The sequence below is a fragment of the Paenibacillus taihuensis genome (assembly GCF_003386535.1).
Lineage (GTDB): Bacteria > Bacillota > Bacilli > Paenibacillales > Paenibacillaceae > Paenibacillus_Z > Paenibacillus_Z taihuensis.
The window spans coordinates 26,035-46,433 of record NZ_QTTN01000020.1; the positions used below are offsets into that span (position 1 = coordinate 26,035).

A 20,399-nucleotide genomic window follows, 5' to 3' on the forward strand; every position below is an offset into this window, starting at 1 on the left:
CCCACTAGCGTTCAGAGATTAGTGACTAGAGACTAGAGATTAGAGTTCAGCGCAAAAAGGGCTTATCTCATAGATTTCAAGATAACACCCCTTCTGTGCATTGCATAGCTATCTGGAGCGGAAGGAAATAATTTCCGAGTTAAGGCTGTGGCAAATTTGAACCGCTCTTGCGGCCGAGTCAATATGGCTGCCCCACTCCACCGTGTAGCGGAACTCGTAGAACCCGCCTAAAGTCGCTTTGAAGTTCGTCTCCCAATAGTTCGTGAGCGCCCATGCGTAGAGCGGATGCCGCTCGCCTTCTTGCTGCTGCCCTTGAACTTTGCGCTCGCCATAAGCAAGCTCGCCAGTCTGCATGAGAGGCGTATCCGGCGTTGCAATAAGCAGACCGCGCTCCGGCGACAAGACCGCGAGCCCCTCTTGGATGCAGTAGAAGTCGAGGCTTGTGCCCGGCAGCTGATCGACGCCAGGTCTAATGAGTGCCCCTGCTTTCTCGAACCAGAGCTCGCCCTCATTGCTTGTAAATGGCAAGGAGATGTACACGTTCTCCGGATCCCAGACGCTGTCCTTATGCATTCGCACCGCGACTTCGACGCGCGGCTGTCCGCGGAATACTTTCAGGAACAGGGAGAAGTAGCTGAGTCCATTCAGCTTATAAATGAGCTCGACGATGCCATAGATCGGCCCGTTCGTAATATGCTTCACGCCGGTCAATTGGCCGGCAGAGCGCTCTACGTTGATCCCTTTGCGGTTGCGGCCCATAATGCGGCGCACGTCCGCCATTTGCTCCATTCGGCCCGCCGGCGTCACTTCGTAAACAGGCGTGAACGCTTGATGCACGCGTTCAGGGTCGAGCAGCTCCTTGCCGGATTCTTTGTCCAGCCAGCTGACGATGCCCTCGCCTGTCTTCCACTTGATGCGTACGAATGGCGATTCGATCGTATTCTCGCTAATTTGCAGCTCTTGTTTCTGCTGGTGCTGCTCATCGCCGAGGTGAACCAGATTCGGAATGTCGTGGATGCCGTCATTGCCGCGAAGCCGCGTGCTGCTCGTCGTACGTGTCTGGTCCTGCTGCGCCGGTCTGATCGAGAAGAGGCGCTCCTCGTTCGCCTGCAGCGTAATGCTGATCGCGATCTGGTTGCCCTTGCTTACCGCTTCCAGCTGATGAGGCACGACCCCGCCTGTCGTTTCGTCGATAATCTCCATTCCCTGCTTGAAATACGAAGGCTCCCACTGGTCTTCCATGTAGAAGTGAGCGAGCGTCTCGACAGGATAGTTAAAGGAGTTAATGACTTTATACGTAAAAGGACGATTCGGCTTTAATAGTGCATCACCGCGCGCTTTTAAGACCTTATCGAGCGCTGTATGCACGAGTCTGCTGCCGTTCGCGGCATAGGCCTCCTTGCGCAGGCCAAGCTCCTGCACCATTAGATGCCACGGCTCCCGCACCGAGGAATGATAGCCCCACGTATGCTCGGCGTACATCATGAGCTGCTGCTGGGCATCGCGGATTTCGGTTTGGCTTACGGTTTGGCGATTCGGGTCAAGCCGATCAACCATGCTAAGTGTCCGCTGCGCATTGCGGAAAATCTGCGTATGAATCGCCGTCGAAGCGACGCCGTCGGACCACCAGTCCGGCCAGTCGCCTTTGTGAACTGCAATTGGCACGCTTTGAGCTCGCACGAGGTCGAAGTAGCGGTTCAACGTCGTCATTTCAATCTCAACCTGCTCGCCGTGCTTCTCGTTCCACTCTTGGATGAAGCTCATAATCCGGCCGTTCGGCGCGGCGTTGTCACGGAGCAGTCCCATACAGTTTACGAGTATAAAATCATACGGGTAGCTCTCCGCCTGCAGCTGGTTCAAGTAGCGTGAGATCCGCGTCTCCGCCAGCTTCATGTAATCGTCCGGCACGCCCCAGATTGGGGTCTCGTCCTTAATCGTATAGGAGAGCGCGCCGTCAGGGTTAATGCCAAGCTCGTTGCCGAGCATGTAGTGCTCGCCGTTCCAGACGAGAATTCGCTGCCCGTTCGGTGTTTCCCAGTAGAACGGGATTTGCTTGCGTCCGAGCGCGAACATGCCGTGATGCGTGTGCACGCAGGAGAGCAAGTTCTCGATGCCCGCATCCGCCATCGCCTGCGCGTAGCCCCAGCTGTAGCCATTAATGTCGGCGGTCATTGCCGACTTCACTTGCAGCCCGTGCTGCTTCGCGTAGAGTCCCGCACGGGAGAGTATATCGCTGAGAAGCTCATAGTTGGCGAGTTCGGTCATGTTGAGGTATGTGCCGGACAGCTCGATGTCGCCTCTGCGCAGGCAGCCCACGAATTGCTCACGCTCGGACTCGGTCGCTTCCTCCAGAAACTTCTCCACCGCCCAGAACGTTTCGCACGTCCACTTGTAACCAGCCCACTCCTTATGCTCCTCGGTATGCGAGCTGTTGCAGATCGCGATAGCTTGGCGTATGAAATCAACGTGGAACTGCTCGATTTTCTCCTGGCGTTCCGTGTACCCGATGTCCGTGTGAGAATGATGAATGACGTAAATTTTCCACTTCTTGCCGATCGGCTGCATGCGATTTAGTCCCCTTTGTTCTCGATAATCGAATGGCTGTAACCTTACGTTATGTACATTCTATCAACTCTAGAAAAGGGTTCCTATATTGGTTTCTTTCGAAACATGCCAGTTTTTTTGGTTGTTTTGTTGGGGGAGGCGGCTTCGCCGCCATCGCCCCGTCTCCAGGCGACAAGGCTGGAGCAGCAGGCCTAGCTTGCCGCGGGAGCTCTTGTGCTGAGCTGAGAGTCGGATTTTCCGTCTCTCAGACTGTGAAAATACGCGACTTGCCAGCTGAGAGTAGAAAAATCCGTCTCTCAGACTGTAGATCCCACCGGTGCAGCTCCCGCGCTGGACTGAGAGTAGGATTTTCAGTCTCTCAGCAGCGAGAATGCACGTGTTGCCCGCTGAGAGTAGGATATTCCGTCTCTCAGACTTAATATCTCGCCGTTGAAGCCCCCGCGCCGAGCCGTGAGTAGGATATTCAGTCTCTCAGCAGCGAGAATGCACGCGTTGCCAGCTGAGAGTAGGAAATTCCGTCTCTCAGACTTAATATCTCTCCGTCGTAGCTCCGTTGCCGGGGACGGTGATGCGTCTGGACCGTGGCGATGGGAATTTGCGTTGAGGCGATGGTGACGGGGTGGCGGGATGACGGCGATGCTGGTGGGGCGATGGGGCTGTCGTGATGAAGCGATGGCGGTGGGGCTATGGCGACGAGGCGATAATTGCAAGCGAGGGCGGCGGGGCGGTGGCGAGTTGAGCTCACACACTAATGCTTTCTTCTCGCTAGAGAGGCTGGCTTTTTCCTCTCTCAGTAGGCAATTAACATGTTCTCGGGCGGCGAGAGAGGCTTTTCCCTCTCTTTGATCTCGCGAGTCGAGCCGCCGCCTAACCGGCCACAACCAACCATCACAAAAAAAGGACCTCCCCCTCGCCAAGCGCGAGCTGAGAAGTCCTTTCTCCAACCTTCTCTATGCGTCCTCGTCTTCATCGTCCGCATAGTACGTGCATTTGAACCGCTCGGTGCCGGGGTATTTCGCCCCCAGGCTCTCGACGGTGAAGCGGCTGCTGCGGTAGAAGTCGACCGCATCCTCATCCGTTTCCGCGATGAGCACGCTCGGCTTCTCCAGCTCCAGCAGCTCGAGAATGAGCCCTCTGCCGTAGCCTTTGTAGCGTTCGGAAGACGAGACGGCAATATGGTCAATCTCGATCGTGTCGCTGTTCACGTGGTGATAGCCGATCAAGCCGATAACCTCATCTTCGGACTCCAGGCCAAGCAGCTTATGCTCGCCGCCGTTCTTGTACAAGCTGATCGCCCGCTCCAGATGCTCAGGCTCGGGAAACACCGACCAGCCAAGCAGCTCCTGAATCGATTCCTCATCCAGCCTTGCATGTATATCGATCAACATTCCATTACCACCTTTGCTTCGTGTCTCCATGAGCGATCATTATACCACAACTAGGATGCGGAATCGTAGGCGCTGGAGCGGCGGTATCTCATTTAGCGGAAATTCTCCACGCACCATTCCGCCCGCTTCGGCAGCAGCTTGCCGAGCAGATCCGTCGGAATATGCACGATCGCCGGCTCCTGTGCGCCGAGCTCCTGGGCGATGGTCCGCCAATACTGGTCGTACGTCATCCACTCTTCGCCCGTCACATTGTACGCCTTGCCGAATGTCCGCTCATTGCCGATGGCCGCAACGAAAGCGCGCGCCACGTCGTCGCGGTGGCACGCCACCCAGATGGACATGCCATCACCGTGTACGATGATCGGCCGACCTTCCCGCAGCCGCTTCATCTGGTAATTGCCATCGGCTACAGACGGCACCGCAGTACCGCTGCCGCCATACGTCTGCGCCGGCCTCATAATCGTCACCGGAAACCGCCTGATATCATGCGCGGCAAGCAAAATATTTTCGCTCAGCACCTTGTTATACGCATACGGAAAAGACGGACTCGCATCCCGCTCCCCGTCTTCCGTAACGGGATAAGTGTTGCCCTGCTTGCTGTACACATCCACAGTGCTGCAGTAGATGTAGTGCAAGGTTCGCCCACTGAACGCACGAATCGCGCTCTCCGCCTCATCAGCATGGAACAAGGCCATATCAATGACGCAGTCGAACGGTCCCGCTTCCGCCATCTGTGCCTCGAACAGCGCAAAGTCCGTCCGGTCGCCATGAAGTGTGTTCACGCCAGCCACACCAGACCGCTTCCCGCGATTATAATGCCACATCCATATCACCACGAGCTAGCAGCTGTTTCGTACTCGCCGTGCTGATCAGGCCCGTTCCTCCGATTATAAGCACCCGCTTCGTCATGGACGCATTCGCTTCCTTGGATTTACTGCATTTGTGGCATAGCCTGCTGCACTAAAAGTTCCAGGGCGATCGGTTTGTTGATCAAGTAGCCTTGCAGGCCCCAGCATTTCATCTCTTTGAGCATCTGATACTGCGCCGCATCCTCTACACCTTCGGCAATCACCTTCATGTCCAGCGCTGCCGCCATCATCAGCATGGCCGAGAAGAGCGACTGATTCATATCGCGAATGAACGAGCGGTCGATCTTCAGCTTATCAACCGGAAGCGACGTCAGCATGCTAAGCGACGAGTATCCCGTGCCGAAGTCGTCGAGCGCAATCGTAAACCCGACCGCACGAAGCCGATCAAGCGTCTGCTCCACCTGCTGGAAATTATGTATAACCGAGCTTTCGGTCAGCTCCAGCTCCACGCCGTGCGCGGGAACCCCTTCATTTCGGGCGATCTCGATCACACGCTCTACAAAATCCGGCTCCGACAGCTGCACGCTCGAAATATTCACCGACACCTTAAAGCCGCTGCCGTAATGCCGGGTCAGCTGATGCCAGTCGCGGCATGCCTTCTGAATGACCCAATAGCCGATCGGGATGATGAGTCCGGTCTGCTCTGTAATCGGGATGAAGTCCGCCGGCGATACAACGCCTGCGCCTGCCCGGTTCCAACGCAGCAGCGCTTCCGCGCCAACGACCTGTTCCTGCTGCGGGCTGTAGATCAGCTGATAATAGAGCTCGAACTCCTCCTGCTCAATCGCGTTTGCAAGCGCGAGCTCATGGATGAAGTTCTCGACATGCGCATACCTCGACGTCGATTCGTAGATGTGGTAGCCTTTGCGGCCGGCGCCTTTTGCCTTATAGAGCGCAATGTCCGCCTGCTTCAGCAGTGTCGGGATATCCTCATCGTTCTGCCTGGCGGCGACGCCCACGCTAACGCTCAGCTTAAGCTGCTGCTCCAACACGACAAAAGGAGGCTGGAACAGCTGCATGATCTGCACCGCCGTCTCTACCGGACTCACCTGCTTGCTCGCCGCAACGATGAACTCATCGCCGCCAAGCCGCACCAGCGTATACTCCGGACCGAATGCCCCGTGCAGACGGGTCGCCGCCTCGATGAGAACGGCATCGCCGGCATCATGGCCGAACGTATCGTTAATGTTCTTGAAGCTATCGAGATCGAGCAGGAACAGCGCCTCCGCACTCCCCAGCTGCTCAAGCAAATATCTGCGATTATGCAAGAGACACAGATCATCGTGATAGGCATAATGAATGAGCAAATTCTCGTAATTCTTGCGATCGGTAATGTCCCTCGTAATGGAGAAAATATAAGCAATATGGCCGGTTTCATCATAAATAGGCGACAGCACCGTCTCGCCGCTCATCGTCCCGTTCGGCATGACAACGCCGTCTTCGTAACGGATGACCGTTCGCTCGGTCAGCACCCGGATATATTTTCGATAGAGATAGTCCGCCATAGGAGCGTTCTTCTCATAAAATTCGAAAAAGGTTTTGCCCGCCTCTGCCATCGTAATGCCCGTCAAACGTGTCGCCGCGCGGTTTATATAGTAGTAGGTTAGCTCCATACCGTCTACTTTCATAATAAAGACGGTATCTGAAATTCCATCCAGCATCTGGCCAATGTGCAGATGAAAGCCATGATTATGCATCCAACGTTCAGCTCCTTATGCGTCAACACCTGCAACTCGTAAAGCTGTTGTAAACATTCTGCAAACGCGAGCGAATATCCTCTCTATTAGCACGTCGATTTTTAATGAATTTCCCCGTATGGAATAGGAATAAGGAAGCCCATGTCGTCTGTTCCGAGTTCCATGGCGACACCGCTCTTCAAGAGCCTCTGTGTTAGGGGCAGGTTCGTGCGGATAGATTGCCGCAACACGATCTCCTCATTCGGATTTACCGTAAATGGCTGTGTCTCGTGCCTATCGTCTGTTGTCACTTCCAGTCGTTCGATACCAGTAGCTTTGATTAGCCCAGGATAGAGCATCACAACTTTGCCACGAATATGCTGCACCTTATTCGACTGATTCACGACAACCGTGTATACCTCGAGCAGTTGATCAGCTTCATACCAGCGGACATAGCTACTTTTAGCAAGTATTAGCTCCTGTTTCTCCTTATTCGTGCAGGAAACTGCCAGCAAGAAAATAACGATTACCCCTAAGACACAGCCTATTCGTCTGAACAAAGTTAACCTCCCCTAAATTTACCTTATTTCTAGTCAAGCATTATCGCAAAGAAACAGCTGCCCCCAGCTCACAACGCCTTGATGCAAGCTCGCAACTCTCGGCGCTCTCCGGGCAACAGCCTCCGCCGAGCAGCTTGCTTGAACGAGGACGCCTGATGCGTCGTCGCCCACAGCCGGCCAGACACGTTCGCCGGCATCGTTCAGCGGCAGCACGCCGCCGGTGATGAACCGAAGCGCGCGCGACAGCGACAGCTCGTCCGACATATGATACAGCTCCGCGAAGCGCCCAGCCTTCTCCAGGTTATCTCCATTGCCAAAAGGCGACCAGTGGTCCGTCAGGCTGTCTGTCGCCAGCTCGACCTTGACGCCTTTGCTATGCAGCATCGGCAGCGGCATGACCATCCGGCCGATCGGCACCGTAGAAGCGATCGAAATGCCCGCTTCCGCGAACCGTTCCGCCAGCCGCTCCGCCTCCGCCGGCGTGCCGCCGGCAAAGCCGAACGCATGACTGACGGTCACTTTGCCCTGCCAGCCGGCGTCCAAAGTCATATCGGCTAGCCGGTTCATAATGGCATAACCAGCCGAGCCCTGCTCGTGCAAATGCATGTCGATGCCAGCGCCGGTTTCGGTCGCGATGTCCATCATCGCATGCAGCGACCGCTCCATGTCGCCATCGACTGCAATCGGGTCAAGCCCGCCGACATGCGTCGCGCCAAGCTCGATCGCTTGCTTCACTAAGCGGCGCGAATCGGATAGCAGCAGCCCGTGCTGCGGGAACGCGACAAGCTCGCAGCTCAGCCTGTCCGCGTAATCCGCAAGCGCCTGCTGCGCCGCCTCGAGACCGCGCATGCCGCTCGTCGGCTCGATATTGACATGCCCGCGTACGGAAGTCGAGCCGTTCCGAAGCAGCAGCTCCAGAATCTCACGAGCTTTCTCCGCTGCCGTCGGCAGCAACTGCGGCAAGAGCTGACGCTCCTCTTCGATCCGATCGAATATGCTGCGAGCCGGCTTCACCGCCTGCCAAGGCCGGCCGTAGTACGTCTTGTCGAGATGGATATGCGCCTCTCGAAATGCCGGCAGCAGCAGCGCTCTCTTCGCATCCCGCTTCGGCAGCGTATCCCCTGCAGCGATGGGTTCGAACGTAACGGCTGCGACCTTGCCGCCCTCAATCTTGATATGCCCGGTTGCAGTTTCCGTCGCCGTTACGCGCCCAGCCTCCACTTGAAATCCCGTCTCCAGGGTTACATTTTCCAGCCAGTACGATGATTTATGGTTCATCTATTTAACGCCCCTTATTAATTCCAGTTCTTCTAACTTTATCATAAGAAAAACAAATCCAGACGCTTAATTACGCCTGGATGCTAGGTTAATATCATTAAGCCCCGAACAAATCTCACTTCTTATCCACTTGAAGCAGCGAAACTTGTTTAACGGAGAAGGTATCTTTAATTTTCTCTTCGGATAGTTTGTTCAGCTTGACCAGAGAGGCGATCTTCGAGGAGTCAGGCTTCGAGATCAACCGCCACACCTCTAGATCCGGGATCGCTTCATACAGCTTGTCGTCGTCGTACTCTTTGCGCTCTTGATGAACAACCTTAACGGAATACCGCGATGTCTCGAGCTCCGATACGCCCTGCGACGAACAATGGTTCAGTATCTCGCTTCGCAGCTCCGAAAGCTCCTGCTCCAGCTCCTTCTGCTTCTTCTTCAGCTGGTAATACCGCTTCACAATCTTATTATCCACTTGATACTCACGCTCCCTCTACTCCATGTCTATGCAGAGGAAGCGCCGATCAAGCCTTTAGCATTTCAATTTCTCGTGCTGGATGCCGGCCGTCTCCACCTGGATCGTGGCATGCTCAATCGAAAATCGTTTCGCGAGCAAATGAATCGCCGACTGCAGAATCGTCTGGCTGTCTTTGCCGTCCGCAATTTGCAGGTGGCAGCTCAGGGCGTCGAAGCCCGAAGTAATCGTCCATATATGCAGGTCATGCATATCAGTTACACCGTCAATCGCAAGCAGCGCTTCCTGCACTTCCTGCTGATCGATCGAATCCGGCGTTCCCTCCATGAGGATGTGCAGCGTATGCGTTATAATGCCCCATGCGCTCTTCAGAATGAGCAGCGCAACAAGGACGGAAATGATCGGATCGGCGGCATACCAGCCGAACGCCATCATGACGGCACCCGCGAGAATCGCGCCGATAGAGCCAAGCGCGTCGCCGAGCACATGCAGGTAGGCAGCACGCAGGTTCACGTTGTTCTTCACATCGCCTTTACGCATGAGTGCCCACGCGCTGCCGAGGTTCGCGAGCAATCCAATCGCGGCGATGATCATCATCGAGCCGCTGGCGACCGCCGGCGGATCGTTCAGCCGCTTGATCGCTTCCACGACGATGACAGCAGCGATGACGAAGAGCGCGACGCCGTTGAACAGCGCGGCGAGAATCTCAAAGCGATGGTTGCCGAACGTTCTGCGGGCAGTCGAAGGCTTCGCCGCCAGCCACAGCGCCAGGAGGCTGAGCGCAAGCGCGCCGGCGTCGCTCAGCATGTGGCCGGAATCGGACAGGAGCGCAAGGCTGTTCGTCACGAAGCCGCCGACGAACTCGAGCAGCATAATGCCGAATGTAATGATGAGTGCAATGGCAAGCCCTGTTTTGTTGCCCTCCCTGCCATGGTCGTGATCGTGATGATGGTGGCCATGATGATGGTGGTGGCCGTGATGACTATGTTTTTTAGGCTGATGTTCTGAATGATTGCGGTCGTGAGAATGATCGTGGTCATGATCATGGTCGTGATCATGACGCTGGTCTTGCTTCTGCTTGTGATCGCGCATCGTGCTAGCCTCCTACTACTTAGTGGTCGCAGTGATTAATCGCTTGATGCAGCAGCGAGACGACATGCTCATCGTCGCAGCTGTAGAACACATTCGTGCCCTCTCGCCGTTTCTTCACCAGCCGAATATTGCGCAAGAAACTAAGCTGATGCGAGACCGCTGATTGCGACATGTCCAGCACTTGGGCGATATGATTCACTGCGCACTCCTCTTGGGACAGTAAGTACAGGATTTTCAAGCGGGTTGGGTCTGCCAGCGCCTTGAAGATCTGCGATATCGAATCGACTTTATCGTCGGTAAGAAATGTATGCTCACTCACTTTCATCGGTGCCCGCCTCCTTTGATATCCTAATATGAACATATGCTCATATATAGATTATTGCCGATCTACGTAGTATGTGTCAATCCTGGGCTTGCATCCATTTTCCATCCAAATTGTAAAATTAACTTGACATTATGTTTGGTATATTATACATTTTGTTCAGAAGACTTGACTTGAAGTAATGGGAGGGTATACAGCAGTATGACCTATCAAGAGAAGAAGAGTATCGTATCGATTGTCGCAGCGATTCTGATTTTTGGGCTGTATTGTGCTTACAAGTATGCGAATTATCCAGCAGAGGGACTTACGACGGACGAGACATTTCATTATTGGGGCGCTTTCGTCCTCGTCCTCATGCTCGTGTCCATCATTGCGCATATCGTGATCAGCATTATTTTCAACATCATCTTCCGGATGACGACCGGGGAGAAGGAACCGAGGTTCGCGGATGAGCTTGATAAACTGATCGAGCTGAAATCGAATCGGAACGGCTTCTTCGTCTTCATTCTCGGCTTTCTTCTTGCGATGGGCTCGCTGGTCATGGATGGGCCGGTTCAGAACATGTTCGTCATAATGATCGTCGCAGGCTTCCTGTCCGATGTCACCGGCTCCGTGACGAGACTGTATCACTACCGGAAAGGAGTTTAATATGGCCAAAAATCTTGTCGGCAATCACATCCGCAGACTACGGTTCAATCATAACGAAATGACTCAGCAGCAATTGGCTGACAAGGTGGGCGTCACAAGACAGACCATCGTGGCGCTGGAAAAGGGCAACTACTCCCCTTCTCTCGAGCTTGCTTTTCGCATCGCGCATGCGTTTGGGCTGCCACTGGAAGAGGTTTTCTATTACGGGGAGCATGTCGAGTAATGAGATCAAGATAATGGAGGTAAGTGGACTATGAAACCAACTGCTAATGTACCAAAAGCAACTGGCGTATTCTTCATCCTTGCGGCAATCTCTTCGATTATCGGCCTAAAAATGTACGACCCGCTCCTCAGCGGCTCCGATTACTTGGTGAACGGAGCCGCGCATGCGAACCAGATCATATGGGGAGCGTTGATGGAGCTCATCCTTGTCATATCTGCGGTCGGCACTTCCGTCACCTTGTTCCCGTACCTGCGACGGTACAACGAAAGCATCGCGCTCAGTCACCTTTGCTTCCGATTCATGGAGGCTGCGATCATCGTGGTTGGCATTATCAGTATGCTGTCGCTGCTGACGATCAGCCAGGCGTATGTAGCGGCGGGTTCGCCAGATGCTTCCACCTATCAAGCTTCCGGTACATTGCTGAAAGCCGTGCACGACTGGACGTTCCTGCTCGGACCGAACTTCATGCTCGGCATTAACACGATGATGTACAGCTATATTTTCTACAGAACCGGGCTTATCCCGCGGTTTATTCCGATCTTGGGCATGACAGGCGCGACGCTCGTGTTTATCGCCGCCCTGCTGGAGATGTTCGGCGTCATTGAACAAATTTCCGTTTGGGGCGCTGTCCTCTGTCTGCCTGTTGCCGCGAATGAAATGACGCTCGCCGTGTGGCTGATTGCGAAAGGCTATAACAGAAAAGTGCTGTCGTCGATGACGGTGGAGAAGGCCATGTAGGCGGAGAAGTCGGTGTACAGGCGGCAGAACCGCGAGGTCCCTGGCAGTAGCTGAAAGCTCGAGGTCCCCGGCAGTCGCTCGGCTCGGCGCTATAATGGATTTTTCCACTCATTTTCGAGCGATTGGGCCGTTTTTGCAGGCTATGTTGGATTTATCCACTCATATTTGCTAAGAACCGCTGATTTCGCACTAGATACGGGAAAATGAATGGATTTTTCCAATATAGCTCAAGAAAATCGCATTTCCCCTCTCTTTTCAATGGAAATATCCATTATAGCCCTCAATGCAAAGAGTGATTATCTTCAGCTCCGTTGCTTAATTCAACAGAAGACTAGTCCCACTTTCCGTTTATTTTCAGAGAATGCTATAAACGAGAAAGAGGTGATTCTTATGGCTATTCAAATTCTTGACGAGCGAATCTCGATCCACAACAACAGCTTCGGCGGATCGGAGCCGCTATCCACTTTGCTTTTATTGATTGGAGACATCGGTCTTCAGGTGGTGGCTGCCAATCCGCTGAATACAAATAACGTCCGCGTGTCGCTGGTAGGTACGGCAAACATTGACTTTGCACCGCCTACTGCCGAAACTCCCGAATCCGGCACCATCTCGCTTTTTCTGGAGCGCGGCGGAGACGGAACGCCTGTGGTACAGGCGTGACGATTTGGCAGGAGCAATTCGATATTCAACCGAACTCATCCTTGTTTCCAATCAGTATAACCGCTACCGATTTCCCTCCGGCAGCTGCTGTCTTAACCGGACAGATCAGGTACTCGCTGTTCATCGGTGCAGACAGCCCTTTCAGCCTGGTCCTGTCCGGTCCAGCCGTCTTCAATGGCAGCGCTTCTGCCGGAACGACTTAGTTTATTGGTAATTAACGGTCCAGAGGCTCTGGACCGTTTGTTCTTTGTCAAAGCCGTTGTAAAAATAAAGTGCCGAAGCATCCTATGCAGGATATCATCGGCACTGTAATATGATTATTTTGTGATTACAGCAATGACTTTATTGACTGGGATATAGATTTTTGTCCCTAGCAGCGTCCTTAATACGACGATACCATTGTTTACTTTCAGGATTCTGCCTCCGATTTCTTCAGCAGAAAGCGTCTTAAGCACAACAAATCTCCCCCGAAAACGGTTTAAAAGGCTAGCTATAGCAATCCCCCCTCGTAGACTTCTACTCTATTACTATGTTAAGTTTGCGTCGTGGTTCGGGCTTGTACATAGGGAGTGGGAAGATTGTTTGGGGAGAGTCGGCACTAATCAAACTTGGTACTTATCAACACTTTCATTGTGGTAGATAATGTAAGGATTGAACGTTCAATAGGAGGATACCCATGCTTGCTCTACTATTCTGGATCCTATATCTACTATTTTATTTGCTACTGTATGGGGTCTTTCCATTTTGCATGCGAACAGCATGGGACTAAGAATTTCCAATGAAGCCGAGCCGCCAGGGTGTGCCTATGGGATATTTCTCCTCATGATTTCTATTCCTAGCGTCAGCACTAGCTCCCCTTCCGAAACAACACCAGCAAAGATAGCATTAGAAATCGAGGCAGCTTAGGCCTCTTCGGCTCAACCTGAATGTACTTCCAGGCATATTTGTCGACTTTTTTCAGCTCCCAATTGTTCAGTCTCATCTGTTCTTCATAGAAGTAAGGATGGTTTAACAAATGAATCACGTCCCTCTAAAGATAAATGGTGATCGATCGAACGTGTTCATTATAAAAAAAGAAGTATGACAGCATAGTGTCACACTTCTTCATAGCGGTTCATCATTTTTCCAATTTTATCTCTTATCCTTTGCCTGAGCACTGGGGGTTCGAGTACGACTGCGTCCTCGCCAAAACTGAGCATCTTCTCAATAAGCCAGTCCGTATCGATCCTCTTCACTATCGTTAACGTAAGCGTGCCGTCTTCATTAAACTGCTTCTCATCCATATAAAATTCATCCAGCACCTTAGCAAGCGTACCCGCCGCAAAATGAATAACGGCATGTTCTGTATACTCGTGACTCTCGCCGCCTCCGGTGAAAATATCCTCGGTATGTATGTTATGATGGCGCTCGAACAATTCCGGTAAAGCCGTCAGCTCAGACATTCTCGTTAGCTTGAATACGCGATAGTCGTCCCGAGAGCGGCAGTAGCCATACAAGTACCAAGAGTCATATTTGAGCAAGAGACTCACCGGTTCGACAACTCGGTCCTGACGTTCGTCCTTGGCATTCATATAATGAAAGCGGACAAGCTGACGAGCATTAATGGCGGAGTGAAGCGTCCGCAGATGAGTAGTATACGATCTCCAGCTGCCAAGATCCATAGTCAGGCTCGGCGCTCTGTTGTTGTCCGTCTGGACGGTCTTCAGTCGCTGTATCGTATCATGGGCCCGTTCATCGTCGAACACGGTTGTTGTACTGTTGAGCAGGGTAATGAGAGAAGCAATGTCGTCAGAGTTAAGCAGACTCTTATCCATCTTGTATTCCTTCATTATTCCATAACCGCCGTTTGCGCCTTGATACGATACAATGGGAATGCCTGCAGCACAGATGGCCTCGATGTCTCTGTAGATCGTTCGTTGCGAAACACCGTATTTGCAAGACAATTCCGATGCAGATACCACTTCATGATTCAGCAGCATGTAGGTAATGGATATTAATCTTTCCAGTTTCACGCCAATCACCTCCTCAAGGAATGGAGTCCAAGTATTTTTATTTCATTTTTTCTCGGTTTGGGCAGGTTGAATCATGTAGAACATATGACCGAATACACCTTTATTAACTCTACTCTAATGAACGTTGTGGATTTGGGCAATATTGCAGCCTTCATTCCTTTCGGCTTTTTGCTTCCATGGTTATACCGGATCAGCTTTGCTCGATTTATTACATTGTTTTTCCTATCCATGCTCGTAATTGAAACGACGCAGGCATTAACCTTGCTCGGCAGTTTTGATCTTAATGACGCCATGATCCGTATGTTCGCTTAACGGCAGCATATTTCGTAAGCATATCGGGTACAATACCTCCAAAAATGGGGGTAAGTTACAGGATGAAAGGTACTTCAGCAAACTTCACACCATATATCGAGGACAGCTTATGAAGTGGCTCTGGATGACGGGGATACTTTGGCTGCTCCAGCAGGAGCTGGGCGATCATGCCGAGCATTTAACCGTGACGCATGATGGTCAATCCCTTGTCGACATCAACCGTGCCGATTATGCTTCGCCCGGATTCACGATGGTGGATTTGGATAAATTCGATCGGCTTGTCAAAAAACTGGACCAACAAAGCTTCGAAGCCCCTCGGAACGCGGTCATTAATGATTACGGCGGGATTAAACCCGAAGAGCTTGGTCACCGACTCCATGTGAAGGCGTTCACCGAACAGTTTTTCGAATTCTTCTACGGTACAGGCTCGTCGACAGTTGATATGCCGCTGGCCAATGTCTATCCGCGTGTAGACCGCGAGTTGCTGGCGAACATCAAGGAAAGACCGATCGGTCAATATGCGACCTACTTCAACACCCGTAACAAGAACCGTTCGCATAACATCCTTCTAGCTGCAAAAGCGATTAATAATACGGTCATCTTCCCTGGAGAGACGTTCTCTTTCAATAAAGTTGTCGGGCAGCGCACAAGAGAAAAAGGCTATCTGGATGCACCGGTCATCGTAAGAGGTGAGCTATCGGAGGGGATCGGCGGCGGGATTTGCCAAGTCTCATCTACCTTGTTCAATGCGACCGACCGTGCGGGTCTCCATATCGTAAAGCGTTACTCGCACAGCCGAAACGTACCGTACGTAAGACCGGGGCGCGATGCTACGGTTAGCTGGGACGGTCCTGACTTCGCCTTTCAGAATCGCTATAATCAGCCGATCCTGATACGAGCTCAGGTAGTTCCCGGGAAATTGTTCGTTTCCATCTATTCCTCGGACGTCATCGAGTACAAGCCGCGCCATGTACCTGGTATGATATTCGGACATCTGCCAGAGGAAATCTCTGCGTCGTCAGAAGAGAACGAGATCATTATTCCTTTGCACTGAAGTTGGATGTTACTTTTCACCAAAACGGAGCCTGTAAACCCGCATGGCTCCGTTGTTGTTTCATCGTTAGCGGACATACACGCATACAGCGGAATAATTCTTATGTAACTTTGATAAGCGTTTAAGTATTCAAAAGTCAAATTAAAGTCCTGGAAATGTTCCATATCTTTCTTGCTATAAACAAATTCAGAACGAGGAAAACCTTTCAAGCTGCAGGTTTCACAATCACTTGCAGCATAATGCTCATATGGTTCACAGCGAACCTGATGCCCAAAAGGTGGTAAGATTTTTTTTATCACCAACTGACCACATCCCGATTCTTATAATCACTAGCTGGAAGAATCTCATAGCCAACTAAGTTGATTGCTCTCAATTACCCCCTTCGCGTACTCGGTAATTATTAGTTCAGGTCTAATGTGAACAAAGTGGCGTTTACCAATCTTCTTCACGTCCAGCATCAATTTAGAAGCCTGAACTTTACCACAGCGCTCACAGCGAGGATTCTTAATGTACTTTGTCCCATGATATTCTGCATCCTTGAGAACATCATGCTCCCATGGATAGAGAACGCCTACATGAAAAAACGCAGCTTCCTTCAATTCTTGTTTTGTGTACTCTCTTGATTCAATAACACTATGATTGATATGCTCTGTTTCCAAAAGCCGCAATAATTCAATAAACCCAGTTGTTGCTACATCTGTTGTGACTTCTAAGCCAGTTGGCAAAACTGTAATTTTGTCGACTTCATCAAGAAATTGACCATAAATTTTTTTAGAAATATCGTTATTTACTCTTATCTGTACTAACGCAGTTCGTTTCATCTTTACCCCCTAGTCAAACATTGACTCCCATTACTTAAACTATTGGCTTTAGAATGTCGCTCGCTTCTTGATCGATGATTGTAACACGATTGACACATTAGCTTCATCTTGGTTTAATAAAGGGCGTCTATAATAAGACTCAACCCCCTTTATTAAATATACCTTAGACCCCGCAGCCCGAAGCTGCGGGTCTCTTTTTTAATTATGACAACGGGGCGACAATTGCAAGGCGAATGCAACCACGCGGAAAGCACAACCGTATAATCTACCATACAAACGGACAGGCTGTTGATAGATATACTATTATAGGAGGATACGTGATATGAAATGTTTGAACTGTAACTCGAATGATATCGGCAAGATCGGAAAACAGCAGTACTATTGCTGGAACTGCTGTATTGAGTTTACGATAAATGGCGAGAAACTGGATTTGTTTCAGGTGGAGAAAGACGGCACTGTAAGCTCGCTGAACGATTTGTTCTTCGATGTAGATCTGCCGCCTGAAGAGGTTATTGCCCCTAATCCTGATCAAGCGAAAGCCATTTAATTGACGCGGGCACAATAGGCTTTAAAAAAACGTGGCAGACCATGACTTGAACTCAAGTCGTGATCTGCCACTTTTTTCGCATTCTCCCTCTACTCCGCCTCCAGAACCTGCTTCACCAGCCGCTTCGGCGCGGCGCGCAAGTACGCTTCCTTCAGCAAGGTCGCCATCTCCGCCCAATCCTTCGGCTCATGGATGCCAACCCAGCCGCGATGGCCAATATATGGTGGCCGGTGGAAGCGTCCATCCTGAACCAGCACCTCTTGCGTCTCCAGATCGGACTTGAACGTCATTCCGTAGTCGCTCATCAAGAGGAACGACTTATCCTTCACTTTAAACGTCGTATGACCATGCCCGTCGATAAGCTCCGTCACCTCGGGCAACGCCCCGCAGATGCGGCGCACCTGCTTCAGCATTTCTTTCCCTTTATCGGTTTGCATTCCCATTGGATGTGACATTCGCAGCTGCCTCCTTTAGTGCGCCTTGATATTCCTCATGCAGATACACTATCATTTCGCGCCTCAAAGCCGCAACTCCTCCCGCCAATCCCCCTCGCTACCGCTAACGCTGCTGCTACATTGGAAGCTCGATCAAATTCACTTCCCTCACCGGCTGCTCCCGGTCAAGCGGAATGAAGAAGGTCTTGATCTCGCTGCCGCCGAGCCGCGCTGACCACTTTCGGTCCAGCAGCGGAAGATCAATCTCCGCCTCACAGCCCACACCGCTCGTCTCGCAGCAGCGCAGGATGTAGCCGTCTCCGTCTTCGGAAGGCTTAAACGCCGTCGCCACGACGCTGCTCGCGGAGATGCGAATCCCTTCCGCCGTCTGCGGCAGCGTGCCTTTATGATACGTCTCCACGATATGAATGGGCGGCACGTTCAGCTCGTATGCCCGCTTCGGCACATTCCCATCGCGCCAGTCGCCCGCATGCGGAACGAGGGCATAACGGAACTGCTGAAGCCCTTGATCCATATACTCGCAATACTCATCCCGCTCGCCGTAATGGTCCGCATAGATCGGGCTGCGCACGACCGTCATCCGCAGATCGTTATCCTTGACATCGAAGCTGTACTTGGCGTCGTTCAACAGCGCAAGACCGTATAACTGCTGCGCACTCCCGCTATCAGGCGCAACAACAGCATCCGCCACAGCCGTTCCGGTCACATCTAACCACTGCTGCCCCGGTTCCTCTTCCCCATTCACCGGCCGCTCGATATAGCCGTACGGAATTTCATAGGTCGCACGCGGGTTCGCGACGCCGACCGGGAACGAGAGCTTCAGCATCTTGTGCTTTTCATGCCAGTCCAGCTTCACCTTCACTTCGATACCCGGCTTGTCGCGGTACAAGATAAAGTCCTGCCGCAGCACGGACTGATTATACCGATTCGTCACTCGCATCACCGCACGCAGCGGACCGCTCTCAAGCAGCCTCACCTGTCCGTCCGCGAAAGCGCCAAGCTCATTGCGGAACTCGAACACGCCATGCGCCCATGTGTCGCAGTGATGCTCGTCGATAACAACGGGGACCGCGCCTTTGCCGCTAAGCACCTCAATGCCATTGACTTTATCGTACAATCGGCTCACGTAGCCGGTATGCGGCTCGAATTCGAGGCGATACCAATCGTTCTCGAGCGCAGCACTCTCCGCATCCGCATGCAGCATTCGCTCAGAAACCGCCGCCGCGCCAACCTCGCGCTGCTTGTAAATCCAATACACGCGGTATCCCATCGCCGGAATACGCGCCATGAATGCCGTATCGTACTTATCGTCGCTGCCGTTCGTCCGCGAGCCGCGCACAATCTGGCACTCCACGACAGCGCTTGTATCGTCAGTCACACTCGTGACCTGCTTGTTCACTTGAACGAGCGTCTCCACTTCCCATGACAGCGGGTTGAAGACGACTACCGGAATGCCGGCATCGTTCTGCTCCCACAGCACCCAGTCCGAATCTTTGCTTAAGCTCGCGATCTCGTCCTTCATCGTGTCGATGGACCAGGAGATCCGCTGCAAAGCCGCATTTAGCGACACCGCCGCAATATTCAGCGATTCCCCGTAAGACTCCCGTGCATCGTCGAAAGCTTCCTGAACCGAGCAGCCGCCCATAATGTCGTGGAACTGGTTGAACATGACGTTCTTCCAGCCGCGCTTGATCTCCTCCGCCGAGTAGTTGAACCCTGCAATCAGCTGCGCCACTGCGCCGAATTTCTCCGCCGTCAGCAGCCGGTGCTCCGCCCTCCGGTTAAGCGCCTTCGACTCCGAATGCGTCGAATAACAGCCGCTCGCATGATGCTGCAGATCGTCCGCGAACACCGGAAAATGCTGCCCGCTCCCCAGCATCGCCTCGAAATACGCATTCGGCGAGCTCGGCTCGAACCGCTCCCGGCCGAACTCCTCCCGCAGCCTGCCGATCGACTGCAAATTCGCAATCGTCGGACCGCCGCCATGGTTGCCTACGCCATAGAAGAGCATCATATCTTGCTCATCCTGAGCCGCGGCTTCCGTCATCTCCAGCGCTTTGCCGTACACGGGGTCCTCTTGGTTCTTAACCGACCAATTGCCATAGCTGATCGGGATGCGGTACGTCAGCACCTTGCTGCCATCCTGGCTTTGCCACCAGAACAGGCTCCTTTCCATATGCTTCTCATGCTCGCCCGGACGCATGTAGACGTAGGCATTCATCCCGCTTTTCTTCAGAATTTGCGGCAGTATCCCGCTATGCCCGAACGAATCGACGTTGTAGCCTACTCGCGCCATCACCCCGAACTTCTCGGCGAAATACCGCTGGCTGTACAAGCCATGCCTCGCGAACGACTCACCGGAAGGCAAGTTGCAATCCGGCTGAATCCACCATCCTCCGACAATGACCCAGCGTCCCTCACGGACGCGCGCGCGAATCTCTTCGAACATCTCGGGCGCATTCTGCTCTACCCATTCATAATAAGCCGCCCCTGCACATGTGAAAATAAAGTCCGGAAACTCGTTCATCCGGTCGAGCGCCGAACGGAACGTTGCCTTAATCTCGGCATAACCCTCCTGCCACTGCCACAGCCATACCGGGTCCAAATGAGCATTGCCGATCATATGAAACTTCATTTGACTCATTATGCATTCTCCTTATTCATTGTCCTGTCCAGATAGACAGATAGAGTATCCTTGCCGCTTGTCGCCAGT

Annotated in this window: 21 protein-coding genes; 8 read left to right on the forward strand and 13 right to left on the reverse strand. The window is 52.5% G+C overall.

All coding sequences use genetic code 11. From position 1 onward, the window contains the following. Positions 1–108: 108 nt before the first annotated feature. From A8990_RS16945 to A8990_RS16985, 9 genes are all read right to left on the reverse strand, one after another. Positions 109–2,565 carry a glycoside hydrolase family 38 N-terminal domain-containing protein gene (locus A8990_RS16945; protein WP_116190235.1) on the reverse strand — a complete coding sequence of 819 codons (2,457 nt, stop codon included), beginning with the start codon at positions 2,563–2,565 and terminating at the stop codon, positions 109–111. A gap of 950 nt (positions 2,566–3,515) precedes the next feature. After that, positions 3,516–3,953, reverse strand: a complete 438-nt coding sequence (locus A8990_RS16950; RefSeq protein ID WP_116190236.1) for a GNAT family N-acetyltransferase — start codon at positions 3,951–3,953, stop codon at positions 3,516–3,518. A 92-nt stretch (positions 3,954–4,045) separates the two neighbouring features. Further along, positions 4,046–4,744: an NAD-dependent epimerase/dehydratase family protein gene (locus A8990_RS16955; protein ID WP_181909630.1), complete on the reverse strand. Its 699-nt coding sequence runs from the start codon at positions 4,742–4,744 to the stop codon at positions 4,046–4,048. Between the two features lie 140 nt (positions 4,745–4,884). Then, positions 4,885–6,519 (reverse strand): putative bifunctional diguanylate cyclase/phosphodiesterase, encoded by a 1,635-nt coding sequence (locus tag A8990_RS16960; RefSeq protein WP_116190238.1) that lies wholly within the window; start codon positions 6,517–6,519, stop codon positions 4,885–4,887. Between the two features lie 101 nt (positions 6,520–6,620). Beyond that, the gene (locus A8990_RS16965; protein ID WP_116190239.1) at positions 6,621–7,058 is read right to left on the reverse strand and encodes a hypothetical protein; all 438 of its coding nucleotides are present in this window, start codon (positions 7,056–7,058) and stop codon (positions 6,621–6,623) included. A 33-nt stretch (positions 7,059–7,091) separates the two neighbouring features. After that, the gene (locus A8990_RS16970) at positions 7,092–8,336 is read right to left on the reverse strand and encodes an amidohydrolase (protein ID WP_116190240.1); all 1,245 of its coding nucleotides are present in this window, start codon (positions 8,334–8,336) and stop codon (positions 7,092–7,094) included. Between the two features lie 115 nt (positions 8,337–8,451). After that, entirely contained in the window at positions 8,452–8,802 is a 351-nt protein-coding gene (locus A8990_RS16975) for a hypothetical protein (RefSeq protein WP_116190241.1), read from the reverse strand. A gap of 57 nt (positions 8,803–8,859) precedes the next feature. Next, positions 8,860–9,894, reverse strand: coding sequence for a cation diffusion facilitator family transporter (locus A8990_RS16980; protein WP_116190242.1), 1,035 nt, complete (start codon positions 9,892–9,894; stop codon positions 8,860–8,862). A gap of 19 nt (positions 9,895–9,913) precedes the next feature. Continuing rightward, complete coding sequence (locus A8990_RS16985) at positions 9,914–10,219, reverse strand: ArsR/SmtB family transcription factor (protein WP_116190243.1); 306 nt, start codon at positions 10,217–10,219, stop codon at positions 9,914–9,916. A 198-nt stretch (positions 10,220–10,417) separates the two neighbouring features. Here A8990_RS16985 and A8990_RS16990 point away from each other — a divergent pair, with 198 nt between their 5' ends. The 5 genes from A8990_RS16990 to A8990_RS17010 all read left to right on the forward strand — a co-directional run bounded on the left by A8990_RS16990 (position 10,418) and on the right by A8990_RS17010 (position 12,688). Then, the gene (locus A8990_RS16990; protein WP_116190244.1) at positions 10,418–10,864 is read left to right on the forward strand and encodes a hypothetical protein; all 447 of its coding nucleotides are present in this window, start codon (positions 10,418–10,420) and stop codon (positions 10,862–10,864) included. A gap of 1 nt (position 10,865) precedes the next feature. Continuing rightward, on the forward strand, positions 10,866–11,087 hold the full coding sequence (locus A8990_RS16995) for a helix-turn-helix transcriptional regulator (RefSeq protein ID WP_116190245.1): 222 nt from the start codon (positions 10,866–10,868) through the stop codon (positions 11,085–11,087). 30 nt (positions 11,088–11,117) lie between these two features. Then, complete coding sequence (locus A8990_RS17000; protein WP_116190246.1) at positions 11,118–11,825, forward strand: DUF4386 domain-containing protein; 708 nt, start codon at positions 11,118–11,120, stop codon at positions 11,823–11,825. 390 nt (positions 11,826–12,215) lie between these two features. Further along, positions 12,216–12,485, forward strand: a complete 270-nt coding sequence (locus tag A8990_RS17005; RefSeq protein ID WP_116190247.1) for a hypothetical protein — start codon at positions 12,216–12,218, stop codon at positions 12,483–12,485. Continuing rightward, a complete protein-coding gene (locus A8990_RS17010) occupies positions 12,482–12,688 on the forward strand; it encodes a hypothetical protein (RefSeq protein ID WP_116190248.1) in 207 nt (68 codons plus the stop codon). Before A8990_RS17005 ends, A8990_RS17010 begins: the two co-directional genes overlap by 4 nt. An 891-nt stretch (positions 12,689–13,579) precedes the next feature. Here A8990_RS17010 and A8990_RS17015 read toward each other — a convergent pair. Continuing rightward, positions 13,580–14,497 carry a helix-turn-helix transcriptional regulator gene (locus A8990_RS17015; RefSeq protein WP_116190249.1) on the reverse strand — a complete coding sequence of 306 codons (918 nt, stop codon included), beginning with the start codon at positions 14,495–14,497 and terminating at the stop codon, positions 13,580–13,582. Between the two features lie 84 nt (positions 14,498–14,581). On the opposite strand from A8990_RS17015, the gene A8990_RS17020 reads away from it, so the two are divergent. Further along, complete coding sequence (locus A8990_RS17020) at positions 14,582–14,809, forward strand: VanZ family protein (protein ID WP_116190250.1); 228 nt, start codon at positions 14,582–14,584, stop codon at positions 14,807–14,809. Between the two features lie 109 nt (positions 14,810–14,918). Beyond that, entirely contained in the window at positions 14,919–15,863 is a 945-nt protein-coding gene (locus tag A8990_RS17025; RefSeq protein WP_116190251.1) for a VanW family protein, read from the forward strand. Positions 15,864–16,207: 344 nt separating this feature from the next. Here A8990_RS17025 and A8990_RS17030 read toward each other — a convergent pair whose 3' ends face one another. After that, the gene (locus tag A8990_RS17030) at positions 16,208–16,684 is read right to left on the reverse strand and encodes a hypothetical protein (protein WP_116190252.1); all 477 of its coding nucleotides are present in this window, start codon (positions 16,682–16,684) and stop codon (positions 16,208–16,210) included. A gap of 322 nt (positions 16,685–17,006) precedes the next feature. Between A8990_RS17030 and A8990_RS17035 the strand changes: the two genes are divergently transcribed. Next, positions 17,007–17,231: a hypothetical protein gene (locus A8990_RS17035; RefSeq protein ID WP_116190253.1), complete on the forward strand. Its 225-nt coding sequence runs from the start codon at positions 17,007–17,009 to the stop codon at positions 17,229–17,231. A gap of 89 nt (positions 17,232–17,320) precedes the next feature. Here A8990_RS17035 and A8990_RS17040 read toward each other — a convergent pair whose 3' ends face one another. Further along, positions 17,321–17,686, reverse strand: a complete 366-nt coding sequence (locus A8990_RS17040; protein WP_245996065.1) for an MmcQ/YjbR family DNA-binding protein — start codon at positions 17,684–17,686, stop codon at positions 17,321–17,323. A 115-nt stretch (positions 17,687–17,801) separates the two neighbouring features. After that, entirely contained in the window at positions 17,802–20,330 is a 2,529-nt protein-coding gene (locus A8990_RS17045; protein ID WP_116190254.1) for an alpha-mannosidase, read from the reverse strand. Positions 20,331–20,399: the final 69 nt, after the last annotated feature.

Bases quoted from the DNA above. Each gene is read 5' to 3' on its own strand.
- A8990_RS16945 (WP_116190235.1), bottom strand. From the start codon at position 2,565: ATGCAGCCGATCGGCAAGAAGTGGAAAATTTACGTCATTCATCATTCT.
- A8990_RS16950 (WP_116190236.1), bottom strand. From the start codon at position 3,953: ATGTTGATCGATATACATGCAAGGCTGGATGAGGAATCGATTCAGGAG.
- A8990_RS16960 (WP_116190238.1), bottom strand. From the start codon at position 6,519: ATGCATAATCATGGCTTTCATCTGCACATTGGCCAGATGCTGGATGGA.
- A8990_RS16970 (WP_116190240.1), bottom strand. From the start codon at position 8,336: ATGAACCATAAATCATCGTACTGGCTGGAAAATGTAACCCTGGAGACG.
- A8990_RS16980 (WP_116190242.1), bottom strand. From the start codon at position 9,894: ATGCGCGATCACAAGCAGAAGCAAGACCAGCGTCATGATCACGACCAT.
- A8990_RS16985 (WP_116190243.1), bottom strand. From the start codon at position 10,219: ATGAAAGTGAGTGAGCATACATTTCTTACCGACGATAAAGTCGATTCG.
- A8990_RS16990 (WP_116190244.1), top strand. From the start codon at position 10,418: ATGACCTATCAAGAGAAGAAGAGTATCGTATCGATTGTCGCAGCGATT.
- A8990_RS16995 (WP_116190245.1), top strand. From the start codon at position 10,866: ATGGCCAAAAATCTTGTCGGCAATCACATCCGCAGACTACGGTTCAAT.
- A8990_RS17000 (WP_116190246.1), top strand. From the start codon at position 11,118: ATGAAACCAACTGCTAATGTACCAAAAGCAACTGGCGTATTCTTCATC.
- A8990_RS17005 (WP_116190247.1), top strand. From the start codon at position 12,216: ATGGCTATTCAAATTCTTGACGAGCGAATCTCGATCCACAACAACAGC.
- A8990_RS17020 (WP_116190250.1), top strand. From the start codon at position 14,582: ATGACCGAATACACCTTTATTAACTCTACTCTAATGAACGTTGTGGAT.
- A8990_RS17025 (WP_116190251.1), top strand. From the start codon at position 14,919: ATGAAGTGGCTCTGGATGACGGGGATACTTTGGCTGCTCCAGCAGGAG.
- A8990_RS17030 (WP_116190252.1), bottom strand. From the start codon at position 16,684: ATGAAACGAACTGCGTTAGTACAGATAAGAGTAAATAACGATATTTCT.
- A8990_RS17035 (WP_116190253.1), top strand. From the start codon at position 17,007: ATGAAATGTTTGAACTGTAACTCGAATGATATCGGCAAGATCGGAAAA.
- A8990_RS17040 (WP_245996065.1), bottom strand. From the start codon at position 17,686: ATGTCACATCCAATGGGAATGCAAACCGATAAAGGGAAAGAAATGCTG.
- A8990_RS17045 (WP_116190254.1), bottom strand. From the start codon at position 20,330: ATGAGTCAAATGAAGTTTCATATGATCGGCAATGCTCATTTGGACCCG.